Annotated in this window: 16 protein-coding genes and 1 tRNA gene; 13 read left to right on the top strand and 4 right to left on the bottom strand. The window is 61.5% G+C overall.

All coding sequences use genetic code 11. The features are described from left to right. Positions 1-92: 92 nt before the first annotated feature. A complete protein-coding gene (locus DSM14862_RS01325; RefSeq protein WP_007118598.1) occupies positions 93-1,454 on the bottom strand; it encodes a tyrosine-type recombinase/integrase in 1,362 nt (453 codons plus the stop codon). 97 nt (positions 1,455-1,551) lie between these two features. Continuing rightward, a tRNA-Arg gene (locus DSM14862_RS01320) sits at positions 1,552-1,628 on the bottom strand. 146 nt (positions 1,629-1,774) lie between these two features. Here DSM14862_RS01320 and DSM14862_RS01315 point away from each other — a divergent pair. Further along, complete coding sequence (locus DSM14862_RS01315; RefSeq protein WP_007118597.1) at positions 1,775-2,812, top strand: LacI family DNA-binding transcriptional regulator; 1,038 nt, start codon at positions 1,775-1,777, stop codon at positions 2,810-2,812. Then, positions 2,809-4,023: a winged helix-turn-helix domain-containing protein gene (locus DSM14862_RS01310; protein WP_007118596.1), complete on the top strand. Its 1,215-nt coding sequence runs from the start codon at positions 2,809-2,811 to the stop codon at positions 4,021-4,023. Before DSM14862_RS01315 ends, DSM14862_RS01310 begins: the two co-directional genes overlap by 4 nt. Here the strand turns inward: DSM14862_RS01310 and DSM14862_RS01305 are convergent. Beyond that, a complete protein-coding gene (locus tag DSM14862_RS01305; RefSeq protein ID WP_007118595.1) occupies positions 4,020-4,715 on the bottom strand; it encodes an aspartate/glutamate racemase family protein in 696 nt (231 codons plus the stop codon). The two genes, DSM14862_RS01310 and DSM14862_RS01305, sit on opposite strands and share 4 nt — an antisense overlap. 163 nt (positions 4,716-4,878) lie before the next feature. Between DSM14862_RS01305 and DSM14862_RS01300 the strand changes: the two genes are divergently transcribed. From DSM14862_RS01300 to DSM14862_RS01265, 8 genes are all read left to right on the top strand, one after another. Then, entirely contained in the window at positions 4,879-6,117 is a 1,239-nt protein-coding gene (locus tag DSM14862_RS01300; RefSeq protein ID WP_007118593.1) for an NAD(P)/FAD-dependent oxidoreductase, read from the top strand. Positions 6,118-6,158: 41 nt separating this feature from the next. Continuing rightward, on the top strand, positions 6,159-7,148 hold the full coding sequence (locus DSM14862_RS01295; RefSeq protein ID WP_083804536.1) for a TRAP transporter substrate-binding protein: 990 nt from the start codon (positions 6,159-6,161) through the stop codon (positions 7,146-7,148). A 71-nt stretch (positions 7,149-7,219) separates the two neighbouring features. Beyond that, positions 7,220-7,744, top strand: coding sequence for a TRAP transporter small permease (locus DSM14862_RS01290; RefSeq protein WP_007118591.1), 525 nt, complete (start codon positions 7,220-7,222; stop codon positions 7,742-7,744). Between the two features lie 4 nt (positions 7,745-7,748). After that, a complete protein-coding gene (locus DSM14862_RS01285) occupies positions 7,749-9,059 on the top strand; it encodes a TRAP transporter large permease (protein WP_007118590.1) in 1,311 nt (436 codons plus the stop codon). 12 nt (positions 9,060-9,071) lie between these two features. Beyond that, the gene (locus DSM14862_RS01280; RefSeq protein ID WP_007118589.1) at positions 9,072-10,004 is read left to right on the top strand and encodes a hypothetical protein; all 933 of its coding nucleotides are present in this window, start codon (positions 9,072-9,074) and stop codon (positions 10,002-10,004) included. Then, complete coding sequence (locus DSM14862_RS01275; protein WP_007118588.1) at positions 9,997-10,725, top strand: 5-oxoprolinase subunit B family protein; 729 nt, start codon at positions 9,997-9,999, stop codon at positions 10,723-10,725. Before DSM14862_RS01280 ends, DSM14862_RS01275 begins: the two co-directional genes overlap by 8 nt. Beyond that, complete coding sequence (locus DSM14862_RS01270) at positions 10,722-11,753, top strand: 5-oxoprolinase subunit C family protein (protein WP_007118587.1); 1,032 nt, start codon at positions 10,722-10,724, stop codon at positions 11,751-11,753. Before DSM14862_RS01275 ends, DSM14862_RS01270 begins: the two co-directional genes overlap by 4 nt. Then, positions 11,750-12,517, top strand: coding sequence for a LamB/YcsF family protein (locus tag DSM14862_RS01265; protein WP_007118586.1), 768 nt, complete (start codon positions 11,750-11,752; stop codon positions 12,515-12,517). The genes DSM14862_RS01270 and DSM14862_RS01265 overlap by 4 nt, the downstream gene beginning before the upstream one ends. On the opposite strand, the gene DSM14862_RS01260 is transcribed toward DSM14862_RS01265, so the two are convergent. After that, a complete protein-coding gene (locus DSM14862_RS01260; protein WP_007118585.1) occupies positions 12,514-13,383 on the bottom strand; it encodes a branched-chain amino acid aminotransferase in 870 nt (289 codons plus the stop codon). The genes DSM14862_RS01265 and DSM14862_RS01260 overlap by 4 nt on opposite strands. Positions 13,384-13,554: 171 nt before the next feature. Between DSM14862_RS01260 and DSM14862_RS01255 the strand changes: the two genes are divergently transcribed. The 3 genes from DSM14862_RS01255 to DSM14862_RS01245 all read left to right on the top strand — a co-directional run bounded on the left by DSM14862_RS01255 (position 13,555) and on the right by DSM14862_RS01245 (position 15,115). Beyond that, a complete protein-coding gene (locus tag DSM14862_RS01255) occupies positions 13,555-14,067 on the top strand; it encodes a MarR family winged helix-turn-helix transcriptional regulator (protein WP_007118584.1) in 513 nt (170 codons plus the stop codon). Next, the gene (locus tag DSM14862_RS01250; protein ID WP_007118583.1) at positions 14,064-14,765 is read left to right on the top strand and encodes a response regulator; all 702 of its coding nucleotides are present in this window, start codon (positions 14,064-14,066) and stop codon (positions 14,763-14,765) included. The genes DSM14862_RS01255 and DSM14862_RS01250 overlap by 4 nt, the downstream gene beginning before the upstream one ends. A 107-nt stretch (positions 14,766-14,872) precedes the next feature. Continuing rightward, complete coding sequence (locus DSM14862_RS01245) at positions 14,873-15,115, top strand: exodeoxyribonuclease VII small subunit (RefSeq protein WP_007118582.1); 243 nt, start codon at positions 14,873-14,875, stop codon at positions 15,113-15,115. Positions 15,116-15,123 lie beyond the last annotated feature (8 nt).

Here is a 15,123-nt window from a genome sequence, read left to right as displayed (position 1 = left end):
CTTCTTGATAATTCGATATTCTATGAAAGCAGGGTTGCTGATATATGTACAACCGTAAGCTATCTTGCCGAAGCTCACTACGCTATACTTTATTAAAAGCCTTCAAGGTGGCCCTCATGATTCAGAAGTGCTGCTACCTTTTCTTGCGCAAGAGCAAGTTCACCTTCATTCAACCCGTGATCGTATGGGTTTGACGTTCTATTGACCCCGGCCCATCCGCCAAGGTCGTGAGCATCGTCAATAGATAGCCCGGCCCTGCGTGAGATCGTCTTCCACGTATGGCGGAGTGAATGGAACGCGAGACGCTCATCAGACTCCCTGCCGAGCACCTTTCGCCGCAACCCTGTGAATGCCTTGGAAGCCGATTTGGCTGTGCCCGTCGCCGCATTGAGAGGAAATGCGTGAAATAGCCGGTCGTGGTTTCCCTCCAAGGCAGCGGCACGAAGGCGCTGAACCATTGGTTGTGCGACCTTGGGCACGGGGACCACGCGCTTCGCATTCTCGGACTTCCCACCTGCGATGAGGAATACCGAGCCATCTTCTTTGGTTTCCGAAACGGTCACTTTAGCGATCTCCGTCACCCGCGCACCGGTCACCAGACCCAACCGAAAGAGATCACCCATGCGGTCGCCCTGCGACGCCGCAGCAAGCAACCTTCGGGTCTCCTCTGGTTTGAACTGGTCCCGCTTTGGCTCATTCTGCTTCCTTACTCTCGGCACATCGTCATCGGGCCGATTAAACGGATTAATGTCTAGCTTCACTTTTCGTCTGGCCAGCGCCCAGCGCCAGAGGCCCCTAAGCATGGTGATCAGCTTCTCTGTGGTAGCTGGCGTGAGTGGCCTGCCCGTCTTCCTGGACGTCTGCGCGGGGAGGAATTCGTGCTGGAAGTCCGAGACCAGATCGGGGGTGATTTCATCGAGGAACAGAGCATCCGATGTCGTGCCCATAAAGGCGCAGAGGTAGTTCACTGCCGTTACCACCTCGTTCGCCGACGTTTTGCCAAGAGGTTTGTTCCCGTAGGAATTGCCCGGTGCCCTTGCCTCAAGATACTGCTCTTTTGCCTTAGACAACGGTAGCGTTGTCGCCGTAGCCACCTTGAGAAACGCCCTGCGGTCGCTCTCGGGTGCTCTCTCAGCTTCGTCGTAGATAAGGTCGCGCACGAAGGTGGCGTCACGGTCAGCCCGCAGCGCGTCCGCCCACAGCTCTGCCTTCTCCAGACTGAACTTTTGCCGTGCCCGATATTCGACCTCCAGCTTCCTGACCTCAGCCAAGTAGATGTCCCGTAGTCTCTTGGCGCTGGGCAGATGTCTTTCACCTGCCATAGGCCTGATGATCCACGTTCCAAAAGGCTTGCCTTCTGCCCACGGATTTGACGTGCCCCGCAAAGTCAGAGGAGTCTTCATTCTGAAGCGATAGGCAGTTCCCGGCCCCTTTGGTTGTTCGATGTATTTCATGGCAAGGCTCCGGTAGTGTCCCTTTGTGGTGTCCCTAACACCACAATCCGGTTCCCACCAGCTCTCAAGTCTACTGTTTTAATTGATTTTTAGAATGTGGCGACCCCGGCAGGATTCGAACCTGCAACCTGCCCCTTAGGAGGGGGCTGCTCTATCCAGTTGAGCCACGGGGCCGACAGGGGCGGTTTATCCCAAGCTGAGGATGATGTCATCGGCAGAATGGCAACCGTTTGGCACGGCGTCGCAGCACGGCGCCGGCAGCGCTTGATCGCGTATCCTGCTTCGCGCTAACTATAGAAAAGGCAAACAGGAACACCAAATTGACCACACCCCCAAAACGCCCGTTGACCCTGCGCGATGTTTCCGATGCTTGTGGCGTTTCCGAGATGACGGTCAGCCGTGTGCTGCGCAAGCGCGGTGACGTGTCAGAGGCCACCCGCAACCGCGTGCTCGCCGCGGCTAAGGCGCTTGGCTATGTGCCCAACCAGATCGCCGGATCGCTGGCCAGCCAGCGGGTGAACCTCGTGGCGGTGGTAATCCCTTCGCTGGGCAATATGGTGTTCCCCGAAGTGCTGAACGGCATCAATCAGGTGCTTGAAGATACACCGCTGCAGCCGGTTGTGGGGGTCACAGACTACCTCCCCGAGAAGGAAGAGCGGGTGCTCTATGAGATGCTGTCGTGGCGGCCTTCGGGCGTAATCATCGCGGGGCTTGAGCATTCCGAGGCCACCCGCGCCATGCTGCGCAATGCGGGCATTCCGGTGGTTGAGATTATGGACACCGATGGCAAACCCATCGACGCGATGGTGGGTATTTCGCACCGCCGCGCGGGGCGGGAGATGGCGCAGGCGATCCTGCGCGAAGGCTATGAGCGGATCGGTTTCATGGGCACGAAAATGCCGCTCGACCACCGCGCGCGCAAACGGTTCGAAGGCTTCACCGAAGGGCTGGCGAAAGCGGGGGTCGAGATTGAAGACCGCGCCTTTTATTCGGGCGGTTCCGCCTTAGCCAAAGGGCGCGAGATGACGCAAGAGATGCTTGAGCGCTCCCCAGACCTCGATTTCCTTTATTACTCCAATGACATGATCGGCGCGGGCGGGTTGCTGCACCTGATCGATCAGGGCATCGACATCCCTGGGCAGATCGGCCTCGCCGGGTTTAACAATGTCGAATTGCTGCAAGGTCTGCCGCGTCAATTGGCCACGATGGACGCTTGCCGGAACGAAATCGGCCAAGCCGCGGCGCGGATCATCCTGAACCAGACGATCCCTGACCCGGACCCTGAAGTGCCGTCCCAGGTTACCCTCACCCCGACCCTATCGCTGGGCGATACGCTGCGCCGCCGCCGTCCTAGGTGAGCCGCCCGACGCTCGGCAATGGCGCCGCGCGGCGGTTGTTTCTGGCGCGACACCTGCTGTCTGATCCGCCGCAGGGTCCGGCCAAAGGCGCGGCGCTGCTCAAGGTGATCCATGATCTGGGGTTCGTACAGCTCGACAGTATCAACACCGTGGCGCGGGCGCATGACCTGATCCTCTTTGCCCGCCGCCCTCGCTATCGCCCGGCGGCGCTCAAGCGGCTTTACGAAAAAGACCGCGCGCTGTTTGAGCATTGGACCCATGATGCCGCCGTCATCCCGATGCAATTCTATCCGCAGTGGCACCTGCGACGGACCCGCGATGCGGCCAAGCTTTTGAACCGCTGGAAGGATTGGCAGCGCCATGATTTCGAAGCGCAGATGCAAAGCGTGCTGGCGCAGGTCCGCGCGGAAGGCACCGTCACTTCCTCAGACGTGGGCCGGGACGAGCCGCGCAGCAGCGGGGGCTGGTGGGAATGGCATCCGTCAAAAACCGCGCTGGAGTATCTCTGGCGCAGCGGCGCGTTGGCGGTGGCCGGGCGCGAGAACTTTCGCAAACGCTATGATCTGACCGAACGGGTGGTGCCAGCGGCGTTGCACGACCCCGCCAATGCGCCGGATACCACTCAGACGATTGACTGGTGTTGCGATCAAGCACTAACGCGATTGGGCTTTGCCACCGCGGGCGAATTGGAGGCCTTTTGGGCGCATATTTCTCCCGCCGAGGCGCGGGGCTGGTGTGCTGTCGAACAGACCGCAGGACGGCTGGAAGAAATCAACATTGAGGCCGCCGACAGCAGCCTGCGGCCCGCCTTTGTCCGGCCCGGCTGGGCAAATGATCCTGCCCTCACCCGCGAGCCTCCCAAGCGTCTTCGCGTCCTCAGCCCCTTCGACCCGGCCTTGCGCGACCGCAAACGCGCCGCGCGGCTTTTCGGTTTTGACTACCGGATTGAGGTTTTCGTGCCCGAAGCGCAACGCAAATACGGCTATTATGTCTTTCCCCTGCTACAGGGCGACCGGATGGTGGGCCGCGTCGATATGAAGGCGCATCGCGATGTGGATGAGTTGCGCATCACCGCGCTTTGGCCCGAGCGTGGCACAGGTTGGGGCAAGGGGCGGCAGGCGGCGTTTGAGGCTGAGTTACAGCGGCTCTTACCGCTCGCGGGGGTGAGCCAACTGCGCTTTGTCGACGGCTGGCTGCGCGATCCGGTCTAGGCGAAACGGGGCGGCTGCAACCCTGCGTGAAACCAATTAAGATAGCTGTGGATCGAATGCACGGGCCGCCCCGTGGCCGCCGCGATATCGGGCGCATAGGGCACCATATTAGTGCATTCCAACAGGATCGCGCCAACATCCGGATTGGTGGCGACCAGTTGGTTTGCGGCCTGAACCATGTCTGCCCGCGCCTGTGCGACGTCCAGTTCAGGAGCATTTCCAAGGATCGTCTGTGCAAAACTGCTGCCCTCCAGCCCGGCCACCGGGCTGCCGTCAGGAACACCAGCCGCGCGCAGATGGGCGGGCGAAAGCGTGCCCGCTGAGATCGTCAAAATCCCCACCTTTTGCCCAGGCGGCAGACAGGCCGCGATCTGCCCCGCCTGCTCAAGCGCTGACGCGGCAACCGGAACGCCAAGCGCTTTGGCCAGTCGGGGCCGGATCAATGCTAAGAACCCGCACGTGGTAGCGATGCCGGTGCAGCCTTCCGCAACCAGCGCCCGCCCCGCCGCGATGAAGGCTACCACGAAGGGTTCGATATCATCGCAGACAATCGCTTCGGGCGTGGCGCCGGGCACAACTGCATAGCGCACCGGAAAGGGCCAACTGCCCGCATTGCCGACATCGCCCAGAATGCGGGGGAACCGCGTGTCGAGCATGAGTATCCCCAGCCGCGCGTCTGTATCTTTCACCATCTGCCCTCCATTTAGGCGCAAGGTGCCTCTGATGATCACGCAGGACAAGAGAAACGACAACGATGACATTTTATCAACATTTTATTGACGTGGTGATTTTTTATGCAAAGATGCCCGAAAGGAACCAAGCCATCATGCGACGTAAAATCGAAAGCCTCACCTCATGAGCCAGCATGTCGTTGTCATCGGCGCCGGGATCGTCGGCGTCTCTGCCGCGATCTGGCTGCGTCGCGCCGGGGCGAAGGTAACGTTGGTTGACCGGTCCGAGCCGGGCCGCGGCACGTCCCATGGTAATGGCGGTGTGCTGGCAGCATGCGGGGTGGCCCCTGTCACCGGGCCGGGCCTGCTGCGCAAAGCGCCGGGCATGTTGCGCGATCCGGAATTTCCGTTGTTCCTGCGCTGGCCCTATGTGCCACGTCTGCTGCCGTGGCTGCGCCGCTACATGAGCAACGCGAATGACACCGACACCCGCCGCATCTCTCGCGGGTTGGCGCCTATCGTCAGCGACAGTGTGGCTCAGCACAAAGCCCTTTGTGCCGATCTGGGGTTGGAAGATTGGGTTCACGACAGCGACTATTGCTTTGCCTATACAAGCCGGGCGGCCTTTGATGCCGAAGCCTATACATGGGCGCTGCGCAAAGACGCCGGTTTCGTGCCCGAGATCATCGAAGGTGGCGCGGTGCAGGAATTCGACCCCGCCTATGGCCCGCAGATTACCTGCGTTGCCCAGCTGGCCGACCACGGTTTCATCGCCGACCCCGGCGGCTATGTCCGCGCTCTGGCCAAAGCGTTCGAGGGGATGGGCGGCACGATCAAACGCGCCGAGGTTCAGGACATTACGCTCCTTGATGAAGAGGTCACTTCGGTCCTGACGGACCAAGGCCCGTTGCCCTGCGACGACGTGCTGTTGGCCACCGGCGTCTGGTCGAAACCGCTGATGCGCAAGCTGGGGATCAACGTGCCGCTGGAATCCGAACGCGGCTATCATATCGTGTTCAAAGATGCACAAGGCGGCCCGTCGCGCCCCACCATGATGGCGGCGGGCAAATTCGTCGCCACGCCGATGGCCGACGGGCTGCGCTGCGCCGGGATCGTTGAATTCGGCGGGCTCGAGGCAGGCGCGTCTAAAGCACCGCTCGCCCTGCTGCGCCGCCAAGCCAAAGCCGCTTTTCCCGGCCTCACCGCCGAAGATGAGATCGAATGGCTGGGGCACCGACCCGCCCCCAGCGACTCGCTGCCCCTGATTGGGCAGATTGGGACGAGCCGGGTCTATACTGCCTTCGGGCATCACCACATCGGGTTGACGGGCGGGCCAAAAACGGGCCGACTGATCGCCGGATTGATCACGGGGCAGCCGCCAAACACGGATCTTGCCCCGTATCACCCCCAGCGCTTCGACTGATAACGCCAAGCGCGACTATGAAAAAACTAGGGAGAAACCACATGACACTTACAGCAAGACTGATGGCCGGCGCGGCGATGACCGCCCTGACACTGGGCACCGCCATGCCCGCTTTCGCCGCCGAGAAATGGGACATGCCGATGGCCTATTCGGCGTCGAACTTCCACTCCGAGAACGGCGTGCAATTCGCTGAATGCGTGACCGAAGCGACCGGCGGCGAGATCGAGATCACCGTGCATCCGGGCGGCGCGCTCTTTGCCGGGGCCGATATCAAACGCGCCATCCAGACCGGTCAGGTCCAGCTGGGCGAGCGTCTGCTTTCCGGCCACCAGAACGAGAACGCAGTCTTCGGGTTCGACTCCATCCCGTTCCTCGCCCCATCTTTCGAAGCCAGCGCGAAACTGTGGGAAGCCGCCAAGCCCAAGGTCGAAGCCGTGCTCGAAGAGCAAAACCTCGTCCTGCTTTATAACGTGCCATGGCCGCCCCAGGGTCTCTACTTCAAGAAAGAGGTCGGCTCGGTCGAAGACATGAAGGGCGTGAAGTTCCGCTCCTACAACAACACCACCGCGCGTTTGGCCGAACTGACCGGCATGTCGCCCGTCACCATTGAGGCCGCTGAAGTCAGCCAAGCCTTTGCTACCGGCGTGGCGGAATCGATGATCTCCTCAGGGGCCACCGGTTATGACCAGAAAGTCTGGGAAAGCCTGACGCATTTCTACGAAGTCGACGCATGGCTGCCGCGCAACTACGTGATGGTGAACGCTGACGTTTGGGCAGATGTCTCTGACGCCAACAAAGAAGCGGTCACCACCTGCGCGACCGAAGCCGAAGAGCGCGGCCTTCAAGCGGCCAAGGACTACACCCAGTTCACCTATGACGGGTTGCGCGAAGGCGGCATGAACGTTGAACCTGCGAGCGAAGAGCTGATGTCCGGCTTGCGCGAAGTGGGTGAGACAATGACGCAAGAGTGGCTTGAAGCCGCTGGCGAAGACGGCGCAGCAATCGTCGATGACTATAAGGCGATGCAATAATCGCACAACTTGCGGCGGCCCTGTTTCGGGGCCGCCGTTCTCATGCCGGGGCATGAACTAGGGAGGGTCGGATGAAGACGCTGCGCAATATATTGGACGGGCTTTACACCGGGGCGGGGGCGCTGGCGGCGGTCTGTCTTGTCGCCATCCTAACGCTGATCGTTGCCCAAATGGTCGCCCGCTGGACCGGCAATGTCTTTCCGGGCGCTGCCAGCTATGCGGGCTATGCCATGGCCGGGGCCAGTTTCCTTGCCTTTGCAAACGCGCTCAACCGTGGCTCACATATCCGCGTGTCGATCCTTGTGAATGCGCTCAGCGATAAGGGCCGTCGGCTGCTGGATATCTGGTGTTTCGCCGTGGCCGCTGCGGTGGCTTGGTACTTCACCTATTACGCCTATTGGTTCGTCTACTGGTCGTGGAAGTTCAACGAGGTCAGCCAAGACCAAGACGCCACTGCGCTGTGGATGCCGCAATCCGTCATGGTGATCGGCGGCGGGATTCTGGCCATCGCACTGACAGACAACCTTTTGCATCTCATCTTTAAGGGCGACCACCGCGTCACCCGTGATCTTGTCGATCAAAGCTTCGGGGAATGACGCCATGACCGAGATTTACGCCATCGCCCTATTTCTGATCGTCCTGTTTTTCCTGCTCGGCACTGGTGTCTGGGTCGGGCTGGCCCTGATGGGCGTTGCTTGGGTCGGGATGGAATTGTTCACCACGCGCCCTGTTGGCGACGCGATGATCACCACCATCTGGGCCAGCTCGTCTAGCTGGACCCTGACCGCATTGCCGCTTTTTGTCTGGATGGGTGAAATCCTCTACCGCACGCGCCTATCGCAAGACATGTTTCGCGGACTGTCGCCGTGGCTGGCCAAGCTGCCGGGCGGCTTGGTGCATACCAATATCGTCGGCTGCACGGTCTTTGCTGCTGTCTCTGGCTCCTCCGCCGCGACGCTGACAACGGTGGGCAAGATGTCGATCCCTGAACTTCGGGCGCGCAACTATCCTGAGAAGATGATCATCGGTACGCTGGCGGGCGCCGCCACGCTGGGCCTGATGATCCCGCCTTCGCTGGCGCTGATCGTCTATGGCGTCACGGTGAACGAAAGCATCACCAAGCTGTTCTTTGCAGGTGTCATGCCCGGCTTGCTGCTGGCGCTGATGTTCATGGGCTATGTCGCGATCACCAGCATGCTGTCGAAAGACTGGAACCCCGACGTTGAGACAGACATGACCTTTGCCGAGAAGCTCCGCAATTCGCGCTTCCTGCTGCCGGTCTTTGCGCTGATCTCGGTCGTGATCGGGTCGATGTATCTGGGTTTCGCCACCGCAACCGAGGCCGCCGCCATTGGCGTGATCGGCTCACTGACGCTGGCGCTGTTCCAAGGGTCGCTGAATTGGTACAGCTTCCGCGAGAGCCTCATGGGCGCGATGCGCACCTCTGCGATGATCGCGTTGATCCTTGCGGGGGCGGCTTTCCTGAAACTGTCGATGGGCTTTACCGGCCTGCCCCGCGCGCTGGCGGATGGGATCGCAGCGATGGAGCTTTCGCGGTTTGAACTGCTGATGGCGCTCTTGGTCTTCTACATCGTGCTGGGCATGTTCCTTGATGGTATCTCTTCGGTCGTGCTGACCATGGCCGTGGTTGAGCCGATGGTGCGCGGGGCCGGGATTGATCTGATCTGGTTCGGTATCTTCGTGGTCGTCGTGGTTGAGATGGCCCAGATCACGCCGCCAATTGGCTTCAACCTCTTTGTGTTGCAGGGCATGACCAATCACGAGATGGGCTATATCACCAAGGCCGCGCTGCCGATGTTTGCGATCATGGTCTTTATGGTCTTCGTGCTGATCTGGTTCCCCGAAGTGGCCACATGGCTGCCCGAGAACCTGCGCAGCGCGCCCGTTTAGCGGTGACAGCCCATGTATCTCCTGAGGGTGGCGTCGCGCCATGCGCGGGCCTGTCTGATCGTCGGGCTGCTGGCTGGCTTGACCCTGCCCAGCCTCGCGGCGGCGCTGGCGGACTGGCTGCCGCAGATGGTGGCAGCACTGCTGACGATCACCGCGCTCAGGATCGGGCACCGCGCCGCAACCGGTGCGGCGCGCGATTTGCGGTGGGGGTTGGCGTCGGTGCTGGCGCTGCAGACGGCGCTGCCGCTGATGCTGCTTGGGGGCTTTGCGCTGGCTGGGCTGGGCCAAACGCCCGCCGCGCTGGCGGTGACACTGGCCTCAGCCGCGCCGGCGCTGACGGGCAGCGTCAACCTCGCCCTGTTGCTGCGGCTCGATGCTGGGCGCATGATGCAATTGATGGTCTTGGGCACCGCCGCCTTTCCGCTGACCGTGTTACCAGTGCTGGCCCTTTTGCCGCAACTTGGCCCCACGTCCGAAGTCGCCTTGGCCGCGCTGCGCCTGCTGGCCGTAATCCTTGCTGCGACGGGGCTGGGCTTTGTCCTGCGTCACGTTCTGCTGCCGCGCCCCACGGCACGCCAGATCGAAGCGCTCGACGGGGCGTCGGTGCTGGCGTTTTGTATCATCGTTGTTGGGTTGATGGCCGCGCTGAACCCGGCGCTGCGCAGCGATCCTTGGGCCGTGGCGGTCTGGACGGTGCTGGCCTTCGCCCTAAGCTATCTGTTGCAGGCCGCAGCGCTTTTATTGCTGCGCCGTGGCCCGCTGCATGCCGTGGCCGGGCCGCTGGCGATCGGCGCGGGCAACCGCAACATCGCGCTTTTCCTCGTCGCACTCCCGCCCGAGGTTCTGGCCCCGCTGATGGTCTTTATCGGCTGCTGGCAACTGCCGATGTACCTGACCCCGGTGCTGCTACCGCGCCTCTACGAAAGGATGCTTTGCAATGACTGACTGGCCCCGCATCCGCAGCGTTGGCCTCTCTGGCCTGCTGATCACCTTTGCTGAAAGGATGTCCGAACCCGCCAACCGCGCCGCGCTGGCATTTCGCGCGGCGGTAGAGGAACAGGGTTGGCCCGAAGTGACCGAGACCAGCACCTCGCTCGTGTCGACCTTTGTGCAGTTCGAAGTCTCCCAAGACGCCATTGCAAAGATGACCAACCGGCTGCGTGATCTGCTCCAAACACGCGATTGGTTCGCCGAAGCCCTCCCCGCCGGGCGCAGCTTGTGGCATGTGCCTACCGTCTATGGTACCGACCTCGCCCCCCAGCTGGAGGAAGCAGCCGACGCGGCTGGCCTCGATCCTGACGCGGCAATCGCAGAGCTGTCGCAGTCCCGCGTGCGCGTGCTCACCATCGGCTTCGCCCCCGGCCAGCCCTATATGGGTGAACTGGCCCCGCATTGGGATATCCCCCGCCAGCAGGGGCTGACAAAATCCGTGCCGCCGGGGTCACTGGTCATGGCGATCCGGCAGTTGATCATTTTCACCAATGCCTCCCCCACCGGCTGGCGGCACATCGGCCAGACGGCCTTTCGCACCTTCCGCCCCGGCAGCGAGATGCCCTTCCCGCTGTCCCCCGGTGATGAGCTGGTTTTCCCGTCGATCACACGACAAGAATTCGACCGCATCGCCCGTGATCCCACCGGCGGTGCCGAGCGGGAGGCGCTGACATGAGTGCCGCGCTGACCATCCTTCAAGCAGGGCCCGCCATGACCATCCAAGACCTTGGCCGTCCCGGCTACCGCGCCTTGGGTCTGACCCATGGCGGCGCTGCGGACCCGACCGCCCTGCACGAAGGGGCAGCCCTGCTGGGCCAAGACCCAAACTGTGCCGCGTTGGAAATGGCGGGCAGTGGCGGCAGCTTTGAAGCCGATCAAGACATCCGTATCGCCCTCACCGGCGCGCAGATGCAGGTCAACATCGACGGAGAGCCGATTGCGTGGAACGCCAGTCACCTATTGCCTGCCGGGGCCAAACTCACCATCGGCGGCGCTCGGGACGGGGCATATGGCTACCTCCATGTGGGGGGCGGCTTTGATGTTAAGCCGGTGATGGAGTCGCGTTCAAGCCATCTTGCCGCTGGCATCGGCGCTTTGCTTCAAAGCGGAGAGACCCTGCCGCTGGGGACGGATAAGGGCGGCGAGACGAACCTCACCCTGCCCCGCGACAGCCGTTTCGGCGCGGAGCGGGTGCGCATCGTGGCGTCCATGCAGACCGACGCATTTGACGATGCAACCCGCGCGCGCTTTACCGAAACCACCTTCCGCCGCGATGCCCGCGCCAACCGCATGGGCGCGCGGATGGACCATGACGGCGAGGGTTTCGCGACCGGCGGGCAACTCACCATCGTCTCCGAAGTCATTACCCCCGGCGACATCCAGATCACCGGCGATGGCGCGCCCTTCGTGCTGATGTGCGAATGCCAGACCACTGGCGGCTACCCCCGTATCGGGACCGTGATCCCCTGCGACCTGCCCATCGTGGCGCAGGCCCAACCCGGTGCGGCGCTGCAATTCGAATTCATCGACCTTGACGAAGCCCTCGCGGCCGAAACCCGCCACCGCGACACCCTCGCCGCCCTGCCAAAACAACGCCAGCCGCTGCTGCGCGATCCCGCACGCATCCGCGACTTGCTGGCCTATCAACTGATCTCCGGCGTGGTTTCGGCCACCGCTGACCCTTTTAAGGAGGACAAGACATGACCACCGTCGATCTCAACGCCGACATGGGCGAAAGCTTTGGGCCATGGAAAATGGGCGACGACGCGGCGCTGTTGAAGGTCGTAACCTCGGCCAATATCGCCTGCGGTGGCCATGCGGGCGACGCGGATGTGATGGCAGCCACCATGCGCATGGCGCATGACAATGGTGTCGGCATCGGCGCGCATCCGGGGTTCATGGATTTGGCTGGGTTTGGCCGCAACCGTATGGCGCTGCCGCGCGGGACGTTGCAGAACCAGATCCGCTATCAGGTCGCGGCAAGCGTCGGCATGGCGCGCAGCGTCGGCGCGGAGGTGCGGCATCTGAAACTGCATGGGGCGCTGGCGAATATGGCGTCCGAAGATGAGGGCTTGGCTCGTGATCTTTATGAGGCGGCGCTCAGCGTCGCCCCTGACCTCATCGTTATGGTTCTGGCCGCCACGGCGCAGGAACGGGCAGTGAAATCACTGGGCTGCAAATGGGCCGGAGAAATCTTCGCCGACCGCGCCTATAACGACGACGCCACTCTGGTCGATCGCAGCAAACCGGGTGCTGTAATCCATGACGCCGATCACGCCGCCGCGCGGATGGTCGAGATGGTCAAAGCCGGGGCAATCATCACCGAAAGCGGCAAACATATCCCCACGCGGATCGACACGATCTGCCTACATGGTGACACCGCAGAGGCCGTTCAAATTGCAACCGCCGTCCGCAAGGGTTTGCAGGACGGCGGCGTGACTTTGGCAAAGTTCAGCGGCAGCGTTTAGCTGCGCACCAGCTTTTCATAGTCGGTGGCGATCTCGCGGGTCAGCGCGCCGACCTCAAACTTCCAGTCGCCGATCTGGCCCACCGGGGTCACTTCGGCGGCGGTGCCGGTCAGCCAGCACTGCTCAAAACCTTCGAGTTCTTCGGGCATGATGTGACGCTCGTGGACGGTGATGCCCTTGTCTTTCAACATGCCGATCACGGTCTGACGGGTGATGCCGTTGAGGAAGCAATCGGGCGTCGGCGTGTGCACTTCGCCATCTTTGACGAAGAAGATATTGGCACCCGTCGCCTCGGCCACATAGCCGCGATAGTCGTACATCATGGCGTCGGAACAGCCTTTGGCTTCAGCCGCATGCTTGGACATGGTGCAGATCATATAAAGACCGGCGGCTTTGGCGTGGCTTGGGATCGTCTCAGGGCTGGGGCGCTTCCACTTGGAGATGTCGAGCTTGGCGCCCTTCATCTTGGCGTCACCGTAATAGGCACCCCATTCCCATGCCGCGATGGCCAAGCGCACCGGGTTGCGGGCAGAGGCGACGCCCATGTCTTCGCCCACACCGCGCCAAGCAACTGCGCGCACATAGGCGTCTTGCAAACCAGATGCGGCGAGAACTTCGGCCTTGGCGGCTTCGATCTCGTCAATCGTGTAGGGGATCTCAAAGTCGATCATTTCAGCCGAACGCTTCAGACGCTCAGAATGCTCGCGGCTTTTGAAGATCTTGCCGTTGTAGGCGCGTTCGCCCTCGAAAACCGAAGACGCATAATGCATCGCGTGGGTCAGGATATGGACATTGGCCTCGCGCCAATCCACCATTTTGCCATCCATCCAGATGTGCCCATCTCGGTTGTCATATCCGCCTGCCATGGTATTTCCCTCCCAAATGACGCGCTATCTTTTCAAAAATTGCGCAAAAATCGGCAAATGCAGACATTTAATTGCGCAAAACACGAGATTCGATAGCCTTTCACTATTGGAATGTCAACAAGGCTGACGTAAACTGATCCTCAACAGGCCCGAGAGAGATTGAGACATACTATGGCTGACGGGCGGATGATGGCCCCTAGCAGCGGCGACAGCCTGCTGTTTTTGACCGATGAACAACTGCGGCAGGGGATCGAGGCGATGTTCTTTGCCTATCGCGGTTTCACGGCCGATCCCGACCGGATTCTGGCCGATATGGCCTATGGCCGCGCGCATCACCGCGCCATCCACTTTATCAACCGCGCACCGGGCACGACCGTGAACAACCTGCTCAACATCCTTGGGGTCACGAAACAATCGCTCAACCGTGTCTTGCGCACGCTGATCGCCGATGGTCTGGTGCAAAGCAAGGTTGGCCGCAATGACAAGCGCGAGCGCCATTTGTTCCTGACCGACGCAGGCCGGGCACTGGAACAGGAGCTTTCAGACGCGCAGCGCGCGCGCATGCGGCTGGCCTTTCGCACCGCCGGACCCGAAGCTGTGGCCGGTTTCAGAACGGTATTGGAGGCCATGATGGATCCCGAAATGCGCCAAAGCTTTGACCGGCTCCGCGAAAGCGCTTCATGAACGAGTTGGACGCTCACCTGCTGGTCGTTGATGATGACGAGCGGATTCGCAGCCTGCTGCGCAAATTTCTGATGCGGCACGGTTTTCTGGTCAGCACCGCACGCGATGCCGCCCATGCGCGGCGGGTGCTGGCGGGGTTGGAATTCGATCTCATTGTACTCGACGTGATGATGCCCGGCGAAGACGGCATGGAACTGACCCGATCGTTGCGCGAAACCCTGCAAACGCCGATTCTGCTGCTGACCGCCAAGGGCGAGACCGATAACCGCATCGAAGGGCTTGAGGCCGGGGCGGACGACTATCTGCCCAAACCCTTCGAGCCTAAGGAGCTGCTGCTGCGCATCAACGCGATCCTGCGCCGTATGCCTGACACCTCTGCCGCCGATACCGCGCCAAAAGTGCTGTCGCTCGGCGTGATCCGCTATGACATGGAGCGCGGCGAGATGTGGCAGGGCGACGAACTGGTGCGCCTCACCGCCACCGAAGTGCACCTGATGAAGATTTTCTCTGCCCAACCCGGAGTCGCGCTCAGCCGTGCGAAACTGGTCGAAGAACTGGGCCGCGACCGGGGCCAAGCGCAGGAACGCGCGGTGGATGTGCAGATTACCCGGTTAAGACGCAAGATCGAGAGCGATCCGAAACAGCCGCAATACCTGCAAACCGTGCGCGGTGCGGGCTATATGCTGGCTCCGGACTGACCCGCCCGTCTGCGGAACAGATAGGTAAAATTCATGAGGCCAGCCCGCTGGCAAAGCGCGGCGCGAAGTTCTATTGTCGCGCGAAATTCTGACACATGAGGCGCGCAATGTCTGACACACCCGTAGAAGAGATGAATTTTGAGACCGCCATGGCCGAGCTTGAAAAAGTGCTGAGCCAGCTCGAAAACGGCAATGTCGCGCTCGACGAAAGCATCGCGCTTTATGAGCGGGGGGCCAAGCTGAAGGCGCGCTGCGAGGCCAAGCTGAAAGAGGCCGAAGAAAAGGTCGCCGCGATCACCCTTGATGGCGATGGCAACCCAAATGGGCTGAAACCCGTCGAAGGACTTTGACAGCCCGC

Origin of the sequence: Sulfitobacter indolifex (genome assembly GCF_022788655.1) — a bacterium.
GTDB lineage: Bacteria > Pseudomonadota > Alphaproteobacteria > Rhodobacterales > Rhodobacteraceae > Sulfitobacter > Sulfitobacter indolifex.
Note: the sequence above shows the minus strand (reverse complement) of the source record. Positions and strands in the feature narration are given on the sequence as shown.

Excerpts from the sequence above, each read along its gene's own strand:
- DSM14862_RS01305 (WP_007118595.1), bottom strand. The coding sequence starts at position 4,715 with ATGGTGAAAGATACAGACGCGCGGCTGGGGATACTCATGCTCGACACG.
- DSM14862_RS01255 (WP_007118584.1), top strand. The coding sequence starts at position 13,555 with ATGGCTGACGGGCGGATGATGGCCCCTAGCAGCGGCGACAGCCTGCTG.
- DSM14862_RS01250 (WP_007118583.1), top strand. The coding sequence starts at position 14,064 with ATGAACGAGTTGGACGCTCACCTGCTGGTCGTTGATGATGACGAGCGG.
- DSM14862_RS01290 (WP_007118591.1), top strand. The coding sequence starts at position 7,220 with ATGAAGACGCTGCGCAATATATTGGACGGGCTTTACACCGGGGCGGGG.
- DSM14862_RS01280 (WP_007118589.1), top strand. The coding sequence starts at position 9,072 with ATGTATCTCCTGAGGGTGGCGTCGCGCCATGCGCGGGCCTGTCTGATC.
- DSM14862_RS01265 (WP_007118586.1), top strand. The coding sequence starts at position 11,750 with ATGACCACCGTCGATCTCAACGCCGACATGGGCGAAAGCTTTGGGCCA.
- DSM14862_RS01270 (WP_007118587.1), top strand. The coding sequence starts at position 10,722 with ATGAGTGCCGCGCTGACCATCCTTCAAGCAGGGCCCGCCATGACCATC.
- DSM14862_RS01260 (WP_007118585.1), bottom strand. The coding sequence starts at position 13,383 with ATGGCAGGCGGATATGACAACCGAGATGGGCACATCTGGATGGATGGC.
- DSM14862_RS01275 (WP_007118588.1), top strand. The coding sequence starts at position 9,997 with ATGACTGACTGGCCCCGCATCCGCAGCGTTGGCCTCTCTGGCCTGCTG.
- DSM14862_RS01325 (WP_007118598.1), bottom strand. The coding sequence starts at position 1,454 with ATGAAATACATCGAACAACCAAAGGGGCCGGGAACTGCCTATCGCTTC.
- DSM14862_RS01285 (WP_007118590.1), top strand. The coding sequence starts at position 7,749 with ATGACCGAGATTTACGCCATCGCCCTATTTCTGATCGTCCTGTTTTTC.
- DSM14862_RS01295 (WP_083804536.1), top strand. The coding sequence starts at position 6,159 with ATGACACTTACAGCAAGACTGATGGCCGGCGCGGCGATGACCGCCCTG.
- DSM14862_RS01300 (WP_007118593.1), top strand. The coding sequence starts at position 4,879 with ATGAGCCAGCATGTCGTTGTCATCGGCGCCGGGATCGTCGGCGTCTCT.
- DSM14862_RS01245 (WP_007118582.1), top strand. The coding sequence starts at position 14,873 with ATGTCTGACACACCCGTAGAAGAGATGAATTTTGAGACCGCCATGGCC.